At 40.6% G+C, this 15,844-nt stretch carries 13 protein-coding genes, 11 tRNA genes and 1 rRNA gene (1 of these 25 running past the window's edge); 23 read left to right on the top strand and 2 right to left on the bottom strand.

Annotation, left to right across the window (positions count from 1 at the left end; all coding sequences use genetic code 11):
- The first annotated feature begins 70 nt into the window (after positions 1–70).
- On the top strand, positions 71–550 hold the full coding sequence (locus RGU12_RS12030; protein ID WP_309536530.1) for a PH domain-containing protein: 480 nt from the start codon (positions 71–73) through the stop codon (positions 548–550).
- Complete coding sequence (locus tag RGU12_RS12025) at positions 540–1,997, top strand: PH domain-containing protein (RefSeq protein WP_309536364.1); 1,458 nt, start codon at positions 540–542, stop codon at positions 1,995–1,997. The genes RGU12_RS12030 and RGU12_RS12025 overlap by 11 nt, the downstream gene beginning before the upstream one ends.
- Before the next feature lie 37 nt (positions 1,998–2,034).
- On the opposite strand, the gene RGU12_RS12020 is transcribed toward RGU12_RS12025, so the two are convergent.
- Entirely contained in the window at positions 2,035–2,754 is a 720-nt protein-coding gene (locus RGU12_RS12020) for a rhomboid family intramembrane serine protease (protein ID WP_309536363.1), read from the bottom strand.
- Between the two features lie 298 nt (positions 2,755–3,052).
- On the opposite strand from RGU12_RS12020, the gene acpS reads away from it, so the two are divergent.
- The 8 genes from acpS to RGU12_RS11980 all read left to right on the top strand — a co-directional run bounded on the left by acpS (position 3,053) and on the right by RGU12_RS11980 (position 12,774).
- Positions 3,053–3,412, top strand: a complete 360-nt coding sequence (gene acpS / locus RGU12_RS12015; RefSeq protein WP_116354587.1) for a holo-ACP synthase — start codon at positions 3,053–3,055, stop codon at positions 3,410–3,412.
- 254 nt (positions 3,413–3,666) lie between these two features.
- Positions 3,667–4,683: a LolA family protein gene (locus RGU12_RS12010; RefSeq protein WP_309536362.1), complete on the top strand. Its 1,017-nt coding sequence runs from the start codon at positions 3,667–3,669 to the stop codon at positions 4,681–4,683.
- 292 nt (positions 4,684–4,975) lie between these two features.
- Positions 4,976–7,357, top strand: coding sequence for an immune inhibitor A domain-containing protein (locus RGU12_RS12005; protein WP_483867252.1), 2,382 nt, complete (start codon positions 4,976–4,978; stop codon positions 7,355–7,357).
- Positions 7,358–7,562: 205 nt separating this feature from the next.
- Entirely contained in the window at positions 7,563–8,726 is a 1,164-nt protein-coding gene (gene alr, locus RGU12_RS12000; protein ID WP_309536359.1) for an alanine racemase, read from the top strand.
- 225 nt (positions 8,727–8,951) lie between these two features.
- On the top strand, positions 8,952–9,233 hold the full coding sequence (locus tag RGU12_RS11995) for a CopG family ribbon-helix-helix protein (protein WP_010284645.1): 282 nt from the start codon (positions 8,952–8,954) through the stop codon (positions 9,231–9,233).
- 4 nt (positions 9,234–9,237) lie between these two features.
- A complete protein-coding gene (ndoA, locus tag RGU12_RS11990) occupies positions 9,238–9,588 on the top strand; it encodes a type II toxin-antitoxin system endoribonuclease NdoA (RefSeq protein WP_010284636.1) in 351 nt (116 codons plus the stop codon).
- A 203-nt stretch (positions 9,589–9,791) separates the two neighbouring features.
- Positions 9,792–10,547: an RNA polymerase sigma factor SigB gene (sigB, locus tag RGU12_RS11985; RefSeq protein WP_309536358.1), complete on the top strand. Its 756-nt coding sequence runs from the start codon at positions 9,792–9,794 to the stop codon at positions 10,545–10,547.
- A 76-nt stretch (positions 10,548–10,623) separates the two neighbouring features.
- Positions 10,624–12,774: a Tex family protein gene (locus RGU12_RS11980; RefSeq protein WP_309536529.1), complete on the top strand. Its 2,151-nt coding sequence runs from the start codon at positions 10,624–10,626 to the stop codon at positions 12,772–12,774.
- A 17-nt stretch (positions 12,775–12,791) separates the two neighbouring features.
- Here the strand turns inward: RGU12_RS11980 and cmpA are convergent, their stop codons facing one another.
- Complete coding sequence (gene cmpA, locus RGU12_RS11975) at positions 12,792–12,905, bottom strand: cortex morphogenetic protein CmpA (protein ID WP_116354596.1); 114 nt, start codon at positions 12,903–12,905, stop codon at positions 12,792–12,794.
- A gap of 152 nt (positions 12,906–13,057) precedes the next feature.
- On the opposite strand from cmpA, the gene RGU12_RS11970 reads away from it, so the two are divergent.
- The 13 genes from RGU12_RS11970 to RGU12_RS11910 form a co-directional block, all read left to right on the top strand.
- Positions 13,058–13,519 (top strand): SprT family protein, encoded by a 462-nt coding sequence (locus RGU12_RS11970; protein ID WP_309536357.1) that lies wholly within the window; start codon positions 13,058–13,060, stop codon positions 13,517–13,519.
- Positions 13,520–13,647: 128 nt separating this feature from the next.
- Positions 13,648–13,722, top strand: a tRNA-Asn gene (locus RGU12_RS11965).
- 2 nt (positions 13,723–13,724) lie between these two features.
- A tRNA-Ser gene (locus tag RGU12_RS11960) sits at positions 13,725–13,815 on the top strand.
- A gap of 9 nt (positions 13,816–13,824) precedes the next feature.
- Positions 13,825–13,896 (top strand) — tRNA-Glu (locus tag RGU12_RS11955).
- A gap of 57 nt (positions 13,897–13,953) precedes the next feature.
- Positions 13,954–14,029, top strand: a tRNA-Val gene (locus RGU12_RS11950).
- Positions 14,030–14,151: 122 nt separating this feature from the next.
- Positions 14,152–14,226 (top strand) — tRNA-Gln (locus RGU12_RS11945).
- A 5-nt stretch (positions 14,227–14,231) separates the two neighbouring features.
- Positions 14,232–14,307: transfer RNA gene (locus tag RGU12_RS11940), tRNA-Lys, on the top strand.
- 14 nt (positions 14,308–14,321) lie between these two features.
- A tRNA-Leu gene (locus tag RGU12_RS11935) sits at positions 14,322–14,402 on the top strand.
- A 17-nt stretch (positions 14,403–14,419) separates the two neighbouring features.
- Positions 14,420–14,506: transfer RNA gene (locus tag RGU12_RS11930), tRNA-Leu, on the top strand.
- A gap of 87 nt (positions 14,507–14,593) precedes the next feature.
- Positions 14,594–14,670 (top strand) — tRNA-Arg (locus RGU12_RS11925).
- An 8-nt stretch (positions 14,671–14,678) separates the two neighbouring features.
- Positions 14,679–14,755 (top strand) — tRNA-Pro (locus RGU12_RS11920).
- Positions 14,756–14,772: 17 nt separating this feature from the next.
- A tRNA-Gly gene (locus tag RGU12_RS11915) sits at positions 14,773–14,846 on the top strand.
- An 80-nt stretch (positions 14,847–14,926) separates the two neighbouring features.
- Positions 14,927–15,844: ribosomal RNA gene (locus RGU12_RS11910) — 16S ribosomal RNA — on the top strand; it runs 634 nt beyond the window's last position.

Here is a 15,844-nt window from a genome sequence, read left to right as displayed (position 1 = left end):
TCGACAAAATCATTTATACTGAAAAGGTTGATATGAAAAATATTCCAATGGGGGAAAGGTTGGTCGGATGATGAGAGATATCCCAAAAAATCGGATAAGTGAACGTGCCTTAACAGTATGGAAAACATCTGCAATTATTACTTCTTTGATTGGTTGGATTGGTACGATTGCCGTTTTAGTCCTCACCATCATTTTTGATTGGCCGTTTTGGATTTTTACAATCCTGCTAATTCTATCGTTACTCGAATCGATTTTAACCATTTTTATCTTACCAAAGCTCAAATGGAAGCGGTGGAGATATGAGGTACATGAACATGAAATTGACCTTCAACGTGGGGTATTAATTGTCAAAAGAACGATTATCCCGATGAACCGTGTCCAACACGTAGATACACAACAGGGTCCATTGCTTCGCAAACATCATTTAGCAAGCGTTACAATTTCAACAGCAGCTACGGTTCATGAAATACCCGCGCTTGATTTAGAAGAAGCGGACCAATTGCGTGATTCCATCTCAAGATTAGCGAGGGTGGATGAAGATGATATTTGAACCACGCCGTATGCACCCAGTTGCGGGCTTTCTAAGCTTCTTAAAGCAGCTGAAGGAATTGATACTTCCGTTTATTTTTCTCTTTTTTGTCGGACCTGGAGATGATTTTGAAACGTATTTTTTATTAGGTGCATGTGTTGTCGTTTTTTTATTGTTAGTATTCGGGATACTTCATTGGTATCGGTATACTTACAGGATTGAAAGTGGAGAATTACGAATTGAATATGGTGTGTTTGTCCGTAAAAAACGCTTTATTCCAATTGAGCGAATTCAAACGATTGATGTTTCTGCGGGTATCATTCAACGGATTTTTGGATTGGTGAAGCTGCAGGTGGAAACAGCTGGTGGGGGTATGCAAGCTGAAGCCGTTTTAACCGCAATCAAAGAAGAAGAGGCCGATCAATTACGTGAACTGTTATCCCGTTCAAAGAACCATCAAGAAGAAATTGAAACACAGCATACGAAATTTACCTATCAAATTACATCAAAGGAATTACTTGTTCTAGCATCCACGTCAGGCGGGATTGGAATTGTGATCTCTGGTGTCCTGGCATTCCTGAGTCAGTTTGCTGAATACTTACCTTTTGAAAAATTATATAATACGATCGAAAAATTTGTCAGTCTATCAATATTAATATATATCATTGTCTTAATCGCGTTGTTCTTGTTTATTGCATGGTTTGTTGGCATTTTAATTATGACATTGCGCTATGCCAATTTTACAGTTGTTAAACGGGAAGATGAGTTGTTCATTACGAGAGGCTTGATTGAAAAAAAGCAGACAACCATTCCATTAACGCGTATTCAGGCTATACGCATTGGTGAGAATTTAATTAGACAGCCATTGGGTTATGCAACGGTCTATATTGAAAGCGCGGGTGGCTCGCTTGATAAAGGAGAAGATTTTTCGACAGTGCTATTTCCTTTAGTCAAAAAATCAGCGATTAATGATTTACTACGGCATTTTGTCCCGGATTACCAGATGAAAGATGTTGAAAACTTTGTACCACCAAAGGCGAAGTGGAGATATATGTTTAGGGGAATGTTGTTTTTTATTATATTCGTCCCAGCTATCGTTATGCTGTCATATGTTTTCAGTGCATGGGGCTATCTAGGGTTACTCCTTTTACCAATAGGGGCAATTTTAGGCTATAGTCGCTATAAAGTAGCGGGCTGGAGTATCGTTGATGATCAGCTGACCCTGCAATTTCGCTTTTTTAGTAAAGTAACTGTTCTCCATCATAAAAAGCGAATTCAATCGATGGACAACAAACAATCGTTTTTACAAAGAAAAAAAGAACTTGGTTCAGTTCGGACCTTTATTAAATCGGCAGTGACAGGCAAGGGATTTGAGGTAAAGGATTTGGATGACTCAGATTGTTGGGTTATTTGGGAATGGTACACAAAACGCAATAAGAATTTGACAGAAGAAATAACCGTTGAATAAGAAGAGGAGCTAAAGTCACTTTAGCTCCTTGTTGATTTTAAAGGAAAATTCCGAGAATCACTAAGATGATAATAACCAACCATAATAGATGCTTTATTGAAAATTGTCTAGGAATCCTCATGCGTGGTCGATATGAGGTATCACTTGCCATAATAATCTGCGGCTGACCAGAGGTTTTCGGTAAAACAAGTGGTGCAACGATTGCGCCAGCTATAAAACCGAAGATATGGGCCACAATATTCACATTTGAATTGATAAAGGTCATAACTAGGCCGATCACTAAAATAGTGATGATTAGCTGTGAGTTCATTTGATTGATTAAGTCTTTTCGGAATACAACCATATATAAGTAAATCCCAAACAATCCGAAAATGGCACCCGATGAACCGACATGGGCAAATTCCAGTGGCTCGATGTAGAAGGTTGCTAGATTTGCAAGAATCCCGGTTAAAAGATAGGCAATGACAAATTTGACTTTACCCAACATATTTTCTAATGCAGGGCCAAACAAAACAAGTGAGAATGAATTGAACAACATATGACCAAACCCACTATGTACAAAAATCGGCGTAACAAGTCTCCAATATTCTCCCTCGGAAATCAAGAAGTTAAACCCAATCATGTGCTGCAGAAGTGTCGTCCCAAATGGTAGGGACAAAAAGATTAGCAGCCAGAGTAGGATATGAATCGCGATGATTATTGATATAATAGGATATAATCGTAAAAATTGACGAAAGCTTTCAGTCCGAATAAACATTTTGATTCTCCTTTTAACTTTATTCAGTATTAGACTCCACTTTATGATATGGTGTGCTAAATGCAACAAGAAACAACTCAGTACAGGGTTTATCCCTGACTGAAGTTAAGGAACTCAGACTAAGATCGTCACATCCTGTGACAACGTCTTTGTGACCCACCTCGTGTGGGCCTAAAAAAAAATCGGGCGCAAATACGCCAAGGTGTATTTGATTTTCTTTTTTATCGTACTATATTCTTTAAAGAGTTTGTACCATCTTATGATTGAAAGTTTTTATATAGAAGAGAGGATTTATGAAATGATCATTGGTACAGGTATCGATATTGTCGAGCTTGAACGTATTAAAAAGATTTTACATAGACAAAAAAAGTTTGTAGATCGGATTTTAACAGACGGAGAAAAAGAAAAATTTTTTCGTTTATCAGAATCCCGTCAAATTGAGTTTCTTGCTGGACGTTTCGCGGTCAAGGAAGCATATTCAAAGGCAGTTGGGACCGGGATTGGTGAGAATGTAAGCTTCTTAGATATCGAGGTTTTATCAGATGAGCATGGTAAGCCAGTCCTTACCAAGCCCTTGAATTATAAGGCTCATTTATCCATTTCTCACAGTAAAGAGTATGCCGTTGCACAAGTAATTTTAGAAAGCTTGTCAAGCTAGTCTGCATATTACACAACTTTGTCTCATATATTTTTATTGCGGTAGGTGAGACAAGGTGTACGAGTATGGTGAACAGTGTGGTTTTTTTCTTAGTTTACACGTAGCAGTACGTAAACTGGAGATAGAGTTTAGAAAAACTCAGTTAAAAATGATGGGGGTCCTAATAAGCACGGGAATGATTCCTAACCTGTTCATCTAGTAGTAGACTTTGTCTCAACCAATAGTCGATAAGAGGCAAAGGGGTTGAAGAAGAAATGAAGAAAAAAGTATTTTTGTTGTTATTAGGGCTACTCATTGCCCTTGTACTCGCGGCATGTGGGGAAAAATCACAGGAAGATGTGGTTAGCGCACTAGATGAAAAGGTGCAAAAGATGACAGGCTATAAAGCAGATGCAAAGATGACGCTTCAAACTGGTAATGATCCACAGGTGTACGAAGTGGAAATTTGGCACAAGGATCCAACTTTCTATCGCGTAAACCTAAAAAATGCAGAAAAAGATCAAAGCCAAATGATTTTACGTAATGAAGAAGGTGTGTTTGTGTTAACGCCTGCACTTAATAAGAGCTTCCGTTTTCAAAGTGATTGGCCAGAAAACAGCAGCCAAGCCTATTTGTTTGAGTCCTTGGTGCATGATGTGAAGGAAGATCCAGAAGCGAAGTTTACAGCTACAAAGGATCAATATGTTTTTGAAACAAAAACAAACTATAAAAATAATAATATGCTACCAAAACAAGAAATTACCTTTAGCAAGAAGGATTTAAAACCTGTTTCCGTAAAGGTGATGGATCCGGATCGAAAAGTCCTGCTACTTGTGGAGTTTAAAAAAGTAGAATTTGATGCAAGCTTTGATAAATCAGCATTTGATGTAGATAAGAATATGTCTTCTGCTACTTTAGATGAAATCCCAGTTATGGGCGAAGTAGATAAGCAGCCACTTGAAGTTCTCTATCCTTCAGAGGATGCACTTGCTGGTGTTGAATTAAAAGAAGAAAAGAAAATGGAAACTGAAAATGGTACACGAGTGATTATGACATTCGGTGGAGAGAAAACCTTCACATTGATTCAAGAAAGGGCACGTGTTGCAGAGGTTGCTACGACGATTTCACTAAGTGGTGAACCTGTTGACCTTGGATTCACAGTGGGTACCCTTACAGATAAATCTATTTCCTGGACATACAATGGTGCTGAATTCATGATTGCTTCTGATGACTTATCTCAAGAAGAGTTAATCTCCGTCGCACGTACAGTACAAAGTAAGTCAGTAAAATAAATATATAATCACAGGTCCGAATGATCGGACCTGTTTTTTATTTTAAAATCTCGACAAATTACTAGGTTATTTATTTCGTACATCGAAAGATATTGTCGGATGGAGTAGAGAGAACGTAGAATTTAACGAACGAAAAAAGTTCTACATATTGTATTTCTACAAATTTCTTTTGAAGATTCTGTTACATTATCTAAGCAAGGATTGTCTATAGTCTTGAAGGGGGTTGGATTTACACAGAATTAAGGCTAAAAATGTACGGAATGTAAACCAGATTTTTAGGAGGGGTATGAAGTTGAAGAAACGAAAGATTTTAACCACAGCACTTGCATTATCATTAAGCGTTGGACTAGTAGCGGGTCCAACCATGACACCTAAAGCTAACGCATCAGATGTATCCTCAAAACTAGCTTCACATGGTTCGCCAATCGATCTAGGAATTGCAAACGATGAAAAACTCATTGAAATGCTCAAGAAAAACGGAAAAATAGCAAAAAATGCATCACCAGCCGAAGCAGAGAAGGTATTGAAAACATATCTACAAGCAAAAGCAGCTAACTCTGGTAATACAAAGGACAAGCTACCAAAAGGGCTGGATGCGAATCTTAAATCTGCTACTAAAGCAAATGACAATGGCTTGAAAAATGGAAAGGGGAACAAGCTTGGACAAGCTAAGAAAAACAAAATAGATTCAGTTGAAAAGGAAAATTATGATGGTGAAGTGCGCCGCGATAAAGTTTTAGTCCTAGCCATCGATTTCCCTGATTATGAAAAAAGCTCCATTACAAAAGACGAAACAGATATGTGGTATGAAGATTATACTCATGAGCATTTTCAAGATATGATTTTCGGTAAAGACGGATATAAAGGTCCAAATGGAGAAAATTTACTATCCATGAAGCAATACTATGAACAACAGTCAGGTGGAAGCTATACAGTTGATGGAACAGTTGCGGGCTGGTATACGGCAGACCACCCTGCAGCATATTATGGTGGGAACTATCCAGATGAAAATGGATCAGATGCACGTCCACGTGAATTAGTTATGGAGGCCCTTGCAAAAGCTGGAGCTGACCCAAATGTTGATTTAAGTGAATATGACGTTTGGGATCGTGACGATTATGATAATGACGGAGTATACAATGAGCCAGACGGAATCATTGACCATCTAATGGTAATCCACGCTGGTGTCGGTGAAGAGGCAGGTGGAGGCTCACTTGGAGGAGATGCAATCTGGTCACACCGTTGGAACCTAGGAGCTCTACGTGCGGTGCCTGGGGGAACTTCAAACAGTGACCGTTTTGGAGGGCTTTTAGGTGCCTATGATTACACAATTGAACCAGAAGATGGAGCTGCAGGTGTGTTTGTACATGAATTCGGACATGATCTTGGTCTACCTGATGAGTATGACACGGTGTATAGTGGAGCAGGTGAAGCTGTTGCCTACTGGTCCGTCATGGCAAGTGGAAGTTGGGCTGGTGCTATTCCGGGAACAGAACCACCGGGAATGAGTGCCTATGCTAAAGAAAAGCTTCAAGCATGGCATGGTGGGAACTGGTTAAGTGGGACAACGATTAAAGCTGATGATATTACAAAACAGGGTACTGAGATTTTGCTTGATGAAGCAGTAACAAAAGGTACGAATAATGATGCTGTACGAGTTGATTTACCAGACAAGGTTAATGTTTTAAATGCACCTGCAGCTGGAGACTTTGAGTATTTCGGCGGTAAAGGCGATGAGGCTGACCACAAAATGGTTGCTAACATTGATTTAACAGGAAAAACGAGTGCAACTCTTGACTTCGATGCTTGGTATAACATTGAGCAGGATTGGGATTTCGCGATGGTTCAAGTATCAACGGACGGCGGCAAGACGTGGGAGTCTTTATCAACTAATAGAACTACCGACGTTATTCATCCAAGTGGATATCCGGCGATTAAAGAAAACCTCCCAGGCTACACTGGCTCAAGTAATGGGTGGGTTCATGAATCGATTGATTTAAGTGACTATGCAGGTCAAAAAATTCAGCTTCAATTCCGTTCAATGACCGACTGGGCTACAAATCTTGACGGCTTCTTTGCAGATAATATAACTGTAAAGGCAGATGCCGACGTCGTGTTCTCTGATGGAGCAGAGGGAGAACCTCAATTTACATTAGATGGTTTTGCAAAGCATGATGGTAAATATACATCTCCTCATTACTATTTATTAGAATGGAGATCCCATAATGGTGTCGATGTAGGCTTAAAGAACATCCGCCGTGGTGCAAGCCTTATGTCATATGACCCAGGTTTAGTAGTGTGGTATGTCGATGAAAGCTATGACAACAACTGGACAGGCGTCCATCCTGGAGATGGTTTCTTAGGAGTTGTCGATGCTGACCAGCATGCTGTAAGCTGGAGCGATAAAGCTGTAGGTTCAACCCGATATCAACTGCACGATGCTGCATTTAGCTTAGATAAAACAGAGAAAATGTTCTTGGATTACACTGATTTATTAGGAGTAACACTAAAGGATAACTTTACACAACGCACACCTTTATTTGATGACAGTGCTGACTACAGCAACCCGGGCTTGGTCGACGCAGGGCGAAACATTCCTGAATACGGTCTGAAATTCCGTGTTGTTGGTCAAAGTACTGATGGTACAGTTGGGAAGGTGTTAATTTTTAAATAAGAAATTTGCAAGGCCCCTTTGACCACCCAAAGGGGTCTTTGTCATGCATTTTAGAATTTCCCTTTCATATTTTATTTTTTCCATCATATGTTAAGATGGGTATAAGAAAAGGGTATAACAAAAAACACCATTGACATGGACAAAATGAGGTTTAAAATCGAACTTATATATCGTAATAGCAATTAATCTAAGAAGGTGTATACTCATGGATTCTACCCATTTTTATCGCGATACGTGGGTTGAAGTTGATTTAGACAGCATTTTTGAAAATGTGAAAAACATGAAAAGCTTTTTACCAGAACAAGTGGACATTATGGCAGTCGTTAAGGCAAATGCATATGGTCATGGAGATGCTGAGGTTGCAAAAACGGCACTTGAAGCGGGTGCAACCTATCTTGCGGTAGCTTTTATTGATGAAGGTATTTCCTTGCGTCATAAAGGAATTGATGCACCCATACTCGTTCTCGGAGCTTCACGTCCAACCGACGCCATGATTGCTGCACAACACAATATAGCACTCACTATTTATAGTCAAGAATGTCTAGATCATGTCATTGAAAACTATCACGGCAGTACTCCACTTAACCTGCACTTGAAACTTGATACAGGGATGGGTCGTCTTGGCGTAAGAAAAAAAGACGAACTAGAAACAATCCTTGCAACAATTGAGCAACATCCTCAAGTTCAACTTGAAGGCGTTTTTACTCATTTCGCAACAGCAGACGAAATAGATACCTCCTATTTTGACCAGCAGTATCAGAATTTCCTAAAAATGCTTGAGTGGATCCCGAACAAACCAAAAATGATCCATTGCGGAAACAGTGCAACTGGTTACCGTTTCCCAGAAAGAGTATTTAATGCAGTAAGACTTGGTATAGGAATGTATGGATTGACACCATCTTTAGAAATAAAAGACCAGCTTCCATATGAGCTTAAACAAGCTATTTCTTTCCACAGTAAGCTTGTCCATGTAAAACAACTTGCGAAAGGGGAAAAAGTAAGTTACGGTGCAACATTTACAGCGGATGAAGATATGTGGGTGGGAACCGTCCCGGTCGGCTATGCGGATGGGTGGATCCGAAAACTACAAAATACGCATGTTTTAGTTAACGGTGAACTATGCCAAATCATCGGTCGCGTTTGTATGGACCAATTTATGGTCCGTCTTCCAAAGAAACTTTCCGTTGGAACAAAAGTTACCTTAATTGGAAGACAAAACGACAAATTCATTAGTGTTGACGATGTAGCAAAGGCGCTTGAAACAATTAACTACGAGGTCACATGTTCAATAAGTTTTCGTGTTCCGCGTATTTTTTTAAGAAATAAGAGAATAATTGAAGTGAGAAATCCGTTATTAAGACATTACTAGTAGAAAAAGTTAGTACATTAGTTGTAGAAATGGGGTACATTCTTTTTTTATGCGTGTAGCCGAATGAAGATTTTGGAAACGTTGTAAAAGATGTGCATAAAAACCAATTCTAAATGTCGATAATAAATAAGAATTGATGGGATTAAGCTTTGCTTCCAATCATAATAATGGTATTATTAAGATTGGAGTAGAATAATGGTGGCAAGTTGGTGGAGGTGTATGTTTGTGTCTGAATCCAGCGCAACAACAGAAATTCTAGTACGATTACCACAAAACTTAATTAGTGAGTTGGATGGCCTAGTGAAACAAGAAAACGGTAACCGAAATGAACTGATTTATCAGGCTACAAAAATGTATCTACGTGAGAGAAAGAAGCGCCAGATTACAGAATCTATGAGACGCGGTTACATGGAAATGGCGAAAATTAACCTTACTATTGCATCGGAGGCTTTTTTGGCTGAATCTGAGGCTGACCACACCGTAGAACGCTTAGTTAGCGGGGGGTAATCATTTGATTGTAAAACGTGGCGACGTTTATTTTGCAGACCTCTCCCCAGTTGTTGGCTCAGAGCAAGGAGGCGTTCGTCCTGTTCTTGTCATCCAAAACGATATCGGGAATCGGTTTAGTCCCACAGTCATTGTCGCAGCTATAACTGCCCAAATTCAAAAAGCAAAACTTCCAACACATGTTGAAATTGATGCAGAGCGCTATGGATTTGAGCGCGATTCAGTTATTCTGTTAGAACAAATACGTACAATCGATAAGCAGCGTCTAACCGATAAGATTACACATCTCGATGAAGAGATGATGGACAGAGTGGATGATGCCTTACAAATTAGTTTAGGACTCATCGATTTTTAATTCATTATTTTATATGATACGTCTATGAGAAGTTACCCTGTGGTAGCTTCTTTTATTTTGCGTTATGTTATATTACAAAAATATTTTACTTGTGTAACAAATCTCAGAATGTGAAGGGAATCACATCGTTTTTATCGAAATACATAATAGGGATTATCCCAAACAACCTTTCATGACAAATAAAAAAGAGAGCGGTGGAAAAAATGAGAAAGCAATCTACAAGTCCGAAACGTGAGGAAGTAGAAAGGCTGATACAGAACTTCCAAAAAACTGGCTCAAAACAATCAGAAAGGGAAATCGTTGAAAAGTATGAAAAAGTGATCCATTCAATTGCTTGGAAATACTCCAAGGGCCAGTCGTTTCACGAGGACATCGTCCAAGTAGGCAGAATGGGACTTTTAGGTGCGATTAGAAGGTATGACCAAACAATTGGAAACAACTTTCACAGTTTCGCGATCCCAACCATTATCGGTGAAATCAAACACTATTTACGAGATAAAACCTGGAGTGTTCATGTACCAAGAAGCGCAAAAGAGCTCGGAATTAAGATTATAAAGGCTGAAGAGGAGCTTACAAGTTACTTACAAAGGAAGCCAGAAATATATGAAATCGCAAATCATCTTCAAGTAGATGAAAAGGAAGTTCTAGAAGCAATCGAATTAAGACAAGCCTATCATACACAGCCTATCGATACGCCAACTGATCCGGATTCGGAAGGGAAAACCATCCTAGAAACGGTAGGAAAAAAGGAAAAAGGCTACGAAAAGGTGTTAAAGAAATTAGATGTTAAGAAAGCCCTCCATGTTCTGTCAGAACGAGAAAAAAGAATTCTTTATTACACATATATAAAAGAGAAAAGTCAGAGAGATACAGGGAAAATCGTGGGTGTTTCACAAATGCATGTTTCTCGCATTCAGCGAAGTGCTATTAAAAAGCTTCGGCAAGCCGTACTTGGATGAGGTAATTTTGGTAAAATAGAGATAGTAGTGAAAGTAGGAGGAAACAGTTTTGAGTCAGATATTACAAACAAACGAAATGATGGTGAAAACCATCGCCAAAGAAATTGGAATCACGACTAAGCAAGTGCACAGTGTAATCAACCTTTTAGATGAAGGTAATACTGTACCTTTTATCGCGCGTTATCGAAAGGAACTAACTGGGTCTTTAGATGAAGTGCAAATTAAAGATGTTCAAGAAAAATGGACTTATTTGCAAAACCTAGAATCACGAAAAGAAGAGGTGATTCGCCTCATTTCTGAACAAGGGAAGCTAACCGATGAGCTTCAGGCGGAAATCGTGAAGTCCACAAAGCTCCAGCAGGTTGAGGACTTATACAGACCCTATAAACAAAAACGCCGTACAAAAGCCACCGTCGCAAAAGAAAAAGGACTTGAGCCATTAGCAGAATGGTTATCTACGTTCCCGATGAATGTGGATGTTGAACAATATGCAACTCAATTCATTTCAGAGGAAAAAGAAGTTCTGAGTGCTGAAGATGCTATCGGTGGTGCAAAGGATATTATCGCAGAATGGATTTCCGATGACGCTGCTTTTCGTCAATGGATTCGCAATGAAACGTTCAAACAAGGGACCATTGAAACAGCGGTGAAAGACCAAGAAAAAGACGAGAAAAATGTGTATGAAATGTACTATGAATACAAGGAGCCGATCCACAAGGTCGTTCCACACCGTGTCCTAGCGATGAACCGTGGGGAAAAAGAAGAGATTTTACGAGTGTCAATTGAACCTCCTCTCGACCGAATTTTAACCTTTTTAAATCGAAAAATCGTAAAAACGGAAAATTCTCCAGCAACTCCTTATATTGTGGAAACAATTGAGGATAGTTACAAACGTCTTATTCAGCCGTCGATTGAAAGGGAAATTCGAAAAGAGCTAACGGAGAAAGCTGAAGATCGTGCCATTCATATTTTTTCAGAAAATCTTCGAAATCTACTTTTACAACCGCCACTTAAAGGGAAGATTGTTCTTGGAGTGGACCCTGCCTACCGTACTGGATGTAAACTTGCGGTAGTTGATGAAACAGGAAAAGTTCTTAATATAGGTGTAATTTATCCGCATCCACCAGTGAATAAAAGGGATGAAGCTATTAAAAAAATAAAATCCGTTTTACAAGAATTTAAGGTAGAAATGGTAGCTATCGGAAATGGTACGGCCTCAAGAGAAACGGAAAGCTTTGTTGCGGATGTTCTTAAAGAAGTGAATCAAGAAATCTTTTATATCATAGTGAATGAAGCGGGGGCGAGTGTGTACTCTGCATCTGAGATTGCACGTGAAGAATTCCCTGATTTTCATGTTGAAGAAAGAAGTGCTGTATCGATTGCAAGAAGACTTCAGGACCCATTAGCTGAACTTGTAAAAATTGATCCGAAGTCTGTAGGCGTCGGTCAATACCAACATGATGTTTCCCAGAAAAAGCTAAATGAACAGCTAACATTTGTTGTTGAAACAGTTGTTAACAAGGTTGGTGTAAATGTAAATACTGCATCTCCATCCTTGTTGCAATATGTAGCAGGACTATCAAAAGCGGTCGCTAACAATATCGTGAAAAAACGTGAGGAACAAGGTAAATTTAAGAATAGAAGCGAATTGAAGGATATTCCGCGTCTAGGTGCAAAAACCTATGAGCAATGTATTGGGTTCCTCCGTATTATTGATGGAGACGAGCCATTGGATCGCACAGGGATTCACCCAGAAAACTATAAAGAGGTTAAAAAACTACTTGGAAAATTCGGTTTAACAAGCAACGATTTAGGATCGGAAAAATTAAAAGAAGCCATTTCATCCATTATCCCAGAAGAAATAGCTGCTGAATTAGGAATCGGTGAAATTACCATTCACGACATAACAGAAGCTTTAGTCAGCCCAGAACGAGACCCGCGTGATGAGTTGTCAAAACCATTACTTAAAAAAGACATCCTTAAGCTTGAAGACCTTGCAAAAGGAATGGAGCTCGAAGGAACTGTCCGAAATGTTGTAGATTTTGGAGCTTTCGTAGATATTGGGGTTAAGCAGGATGGCTTAGTTCATATCTCTAAACTTAGTAAAAACTTCGTCAAACACCCACTTGATGTTGTTTCAGTTGGTGACGTTGTAACCGTCTGGATTGACGACGTCGATGTAAAAAAAGGTAGGGTCGCATTAACAATGCTACCGCCACAAAGCTAAAAATGAAAACACTGCTTTTAAGAGCAGTGTTTTTTTCTATAAAAATACCAGCATTGATTCAAAACTTTAATTTGGTATCGATTTTTTTCATAAAAGGCACGTTTTATTTGATTCTGAAACCAAGTAGGCATACCCTAAACCTCCTCGTAAATAACTTTTATCCTCAGGAAAACAAAAAGAATGATACTATAGTAATTACAGTTGCCAAATTGCACGTTTGAGTATATATAGTGTATGCACATACAGTACGTCCTGTTCGAAAAGGATGGAAAGGAAGTAAAAAATGGAACAGTTTGAGTTGCAAAAAATCGTGGAAGAAGTTTCTCTTGAGTCCTTTGGAAAACCATTCCTTCATAAAGCAACATTCAATAATCGATTGCAAACGACCGGTGGCAGGTATTTATTGAAATCCCACAACATCGAATTAAATCCTAAATATTATCAGGAGCGTGGCATCGATGAGTTGGTGGGAATCATTAAACACGAACTCTGTCATTACCATTTGCATCTTGAAGGGAAGGGATACCAGCATCGCGATCGTGACTTTCGGAATCTCTTAAAAGCTGTCGATGCTCCGCGATTTTGTAAACCATTAGAATCCGTTAAGAAACGTAAAACTTCAAAACAATATTTGTATACCTGTAAAGGCTGTGGGATAGGATATGTAAGAAAAAGAAGAATCGATACAAATCGTTATGTTTGCGGAAAATGCTCTGGGAAATTAGTTGAAGTAAAAAAATATTGACTCGTGTTTATTCCTGTGATAAATTATAAAAGTCGCCGCGAAAACGGACAGACAAAAAACAGATAAATAACAGATGCTCTTGACAACAGGAAGGTCTGTTTTTATAATAAAGAATGTCGCTACATTATTCCGCAGTAGCTCAGTGGTAGAGCTATCGGCTGTTAACCGATCGGTCGTAGGTTCGAATCCTACCTGCGGAGCCAATGGAGAAGTACTCAAGTGGCTGAAGAGGCGCCCCTGCTAAGGGTGTAGGTCGCGTAAGCGGCGCGAGGGTTCAAATCCCTCCTTCTCCGCCAGCTTAAAATGGCCCGTTGGTCAAGCGGTTAAGACACCGCCCTTTCACGGCGGTAACACGGGTTCGAATCCCGTACGGGTCATACAATCATGGGATGTAGGATTCAAAATTCCTACCTCCCATTTCTATCTTTATAAATGGAGGATTAGCTCAGCTGGGAGAGCACCTGCCTTACAAGCAGGGGGTCGGCGGTTCGATCCCGTCATCCTCCACCATGAAAACCGTATAAATTTGCAACTACTTTATTATATATGATTTCAAAGGATAGTTGGGAATATCCTCTTGCGGAGAAGCTCATGCAGCATATTCGATGAAGATATTCGTGAAGTTAACTCAATGGGCTATAGCCAAGCGGTAAGGCAACGGACTTTGACTCCGTCATTCGTAGGTTCGAATCCTGCTAGCCCAGCCATTTTAGAGCCATTAGCTCAGTCGGTAGAGCATCTGACTTTTAATCAGAGGGTCGAAGGTTCGAGTCCTTCATGGCTCACCATTTCAATTGCATATGCGGGTGTGGCGGAATTGGCAGACGCGCTAGACTTAGGATCTAGTGTCTTTGACGTGGGGGTTCGAGTCCCTTCACCCGCACTGTATTTGATGTATTCGCGGTCGTGGCGGAATGGCAGACGCGCTAGGTTGAGGGCCTAGTGGGAGTTGATCCCGTGGAAGTTCGAGTCTTCTCGACCGCACCAAAAAAACTTTTTTAAAAAAGTACTTGCAATTGAGTGTGTGAGATGTTATTATAGAAAAGTCGCTGATTTTAAATCACTTCACAATATGCGCCCGTAGCTCAATTGGATAGAGCGTCTGACTACGGATCAGAAGGCTATGGGTTCGACTCCTTTCGGGCGCGCCATATTATATCGGGAAGTAGCTCAGCTTGGTAGAGCACTTGGTTTGGGACCAAGGGGTCGCAGGTTCGAATCCTGTCTTCCCGACCAGACGAAATTTAATATTTGCGGGTGTAGTTTAATGGTAAAACCTCAGCCTTCCAAGCTGATGTCGTGAGTTCGATTCTCATCACCCGCTCCAAATTAGTTCTTTGAAAACTAAACATAATACAAGCGTCAACGTTAATTCTAAGTAACAAACTTATTGAGCAATCAATACTCTTATTGGAGAGTTTGATCCTGGCTCAGGATGAACGCTGGCGGCGTGCCTAATACATGCAAGTCGAGCGAATCTGAGGGAGCTTGCTCCCAAAGATTAGCGGCGGACGGGTGAGTAACACGTGGGCAACCTGCCTGTAAGACTGGGATAACTTCGGGAAACCGGAGCTAATACCGGATAACATATGAGACCACATGGTCTCGTATTAAAAGATGGCTTTTAGCTATCACTTACAGATGGGCCCGCGGCGCATTAGCTAGTTGGTGAGGTAACGGCTCACCAAGGCGACGATGCGTAGCCGACCTGAGAGGGTGATCGGCCACACTGGGACTGAGACACGGCCCAGACTCCTACGGGAGGCAGCAGTAGGGAATCTTCCGCAATGGACGAAAGTCTGACGGAGCAACGCCGCGTGAGCGAAGAAGGTCTTCGGATCGTAAAGCTCTGTTGTTAGGGAAGAACAAGTATCGTTCGAATAGGGCGGTACCTTGACGGTACCTAACCAGAAAGCCACGGCTAACTACGTGCCAGCAGCCGCGGTAATACGTAGGTGGCAAGCGTTATCCGGAATTATTGGGCGTAAAGCGCGCGCAGGCGGTCCTTTAAGTCTGATGTGAAAGCCCACGGCTCAACCGTGGAGGGTCATTGGAAACTGGGGGACTTGAGTGCAGAAGAGGAGAGCGGAATTCCACGTGTAGCGGTGAAATGCGTAGAGATGTGGAGGAACACCAGTGGCGAAGGCGGCTCTCTGGTCTGTAACTGACGCTGAGGCGCGAAAGCGTGGGGAGCGAACAGGATTAGATACCCTGGTAGTCCACGCCGTAAACGATGAGTGCTAAGTGTTAGAGGGTTTCCGCCCTTTAGTGCTGCAGCAAACGCATTAAGCACTCCGCCTGGGGAGTACGGTCGCAAGACTGAAA

It is taken from the genome of Ferdinandcohnia sp. QZ13, assembly GCF_031324165.1.
Taxonomy (GTDB): domain Bacteria; phylum Bacillota; class Bacilli; order Bacillales; family Bacillaceae_L; genus Ferdinandcohnia.
The sequence above is the reverse complement of the archived record's forward strand: the minus strand, read 5'-3'. Positions and strand labels throughout refer to the sequence as shown.

Excerpts from the sequence above, each read along its gene's own strand:
- RGU12_RS12030 (WP_309536530.1), top strand. The coding sequence starts at position 71 with ATGAGAGATATCCCAAAAAATCGGATAAGTGAACGTGCCTTAACAGTA.
- RGU12_RS12025 (WP_309536364.1), top strand. The coding sequence starts at position 540 with ATGATATTTGAACCACGCCGTATGCACCCAGTTGCGGGCTTTCTAAGC.
- RGU12_RS12020 (WP_309536363.1), bottom strand. The coding sequence starts at position 2,754 with ATGTTTATTCGGACTGAAAGCTTTCGTCAATTTTTACGATTATATCCT.
- acpS (WP_116354587.1), top strand. The coding sequence starts at position 3,053 with ATGATCATTGGTACAGGTATCGATATTGTCGAGCTTGAACGTATTAAA.
- RGU12_RS12010 (WP_309536362.1), top strand. The coding sequence starts at position 3,667 with ATGAAGAAAAAAGTATTTTTGTTGTTATTAGGGCTACTCATTGCCCTT.
- alr (WP_309536359.1), top strand. The coding sequence starts at position 7,563 with ATGGATTCTACCCATTTTTATCGCGATACGTGGGTTGAAGTTGATTTA.
- sigB (WP_309536358.1), top strand. The coding sequence starts at position 9,792 with ATGAGAAAGCAATCTACAAGTCCGAAACGTGAGGAAGTAGAAAGGCTG.
- RGU12_RS11980 (WP_309536529.1), top strand. The coding sequence starts at position 10,624 with ATGATGGTGAAAACCATCGCCAAAGAAATTGGAATCACGACTAAGCAA.
- cmpA (WP_116354596.1), bottom strand. The coding sequence starts at position 12,905 with ATGCCTACTTGGTTTCAGAATCAAATAAAACGTGCCTTTTATGAAAAA.
- RGU12_RS11970 (WP_309536357.1), top strand. The coding sequence starts at position 13,058 with ATGGAACAGTTTGAGTTGCAAAAAATCGTGGAAGAAGTTTCTCTTGAG.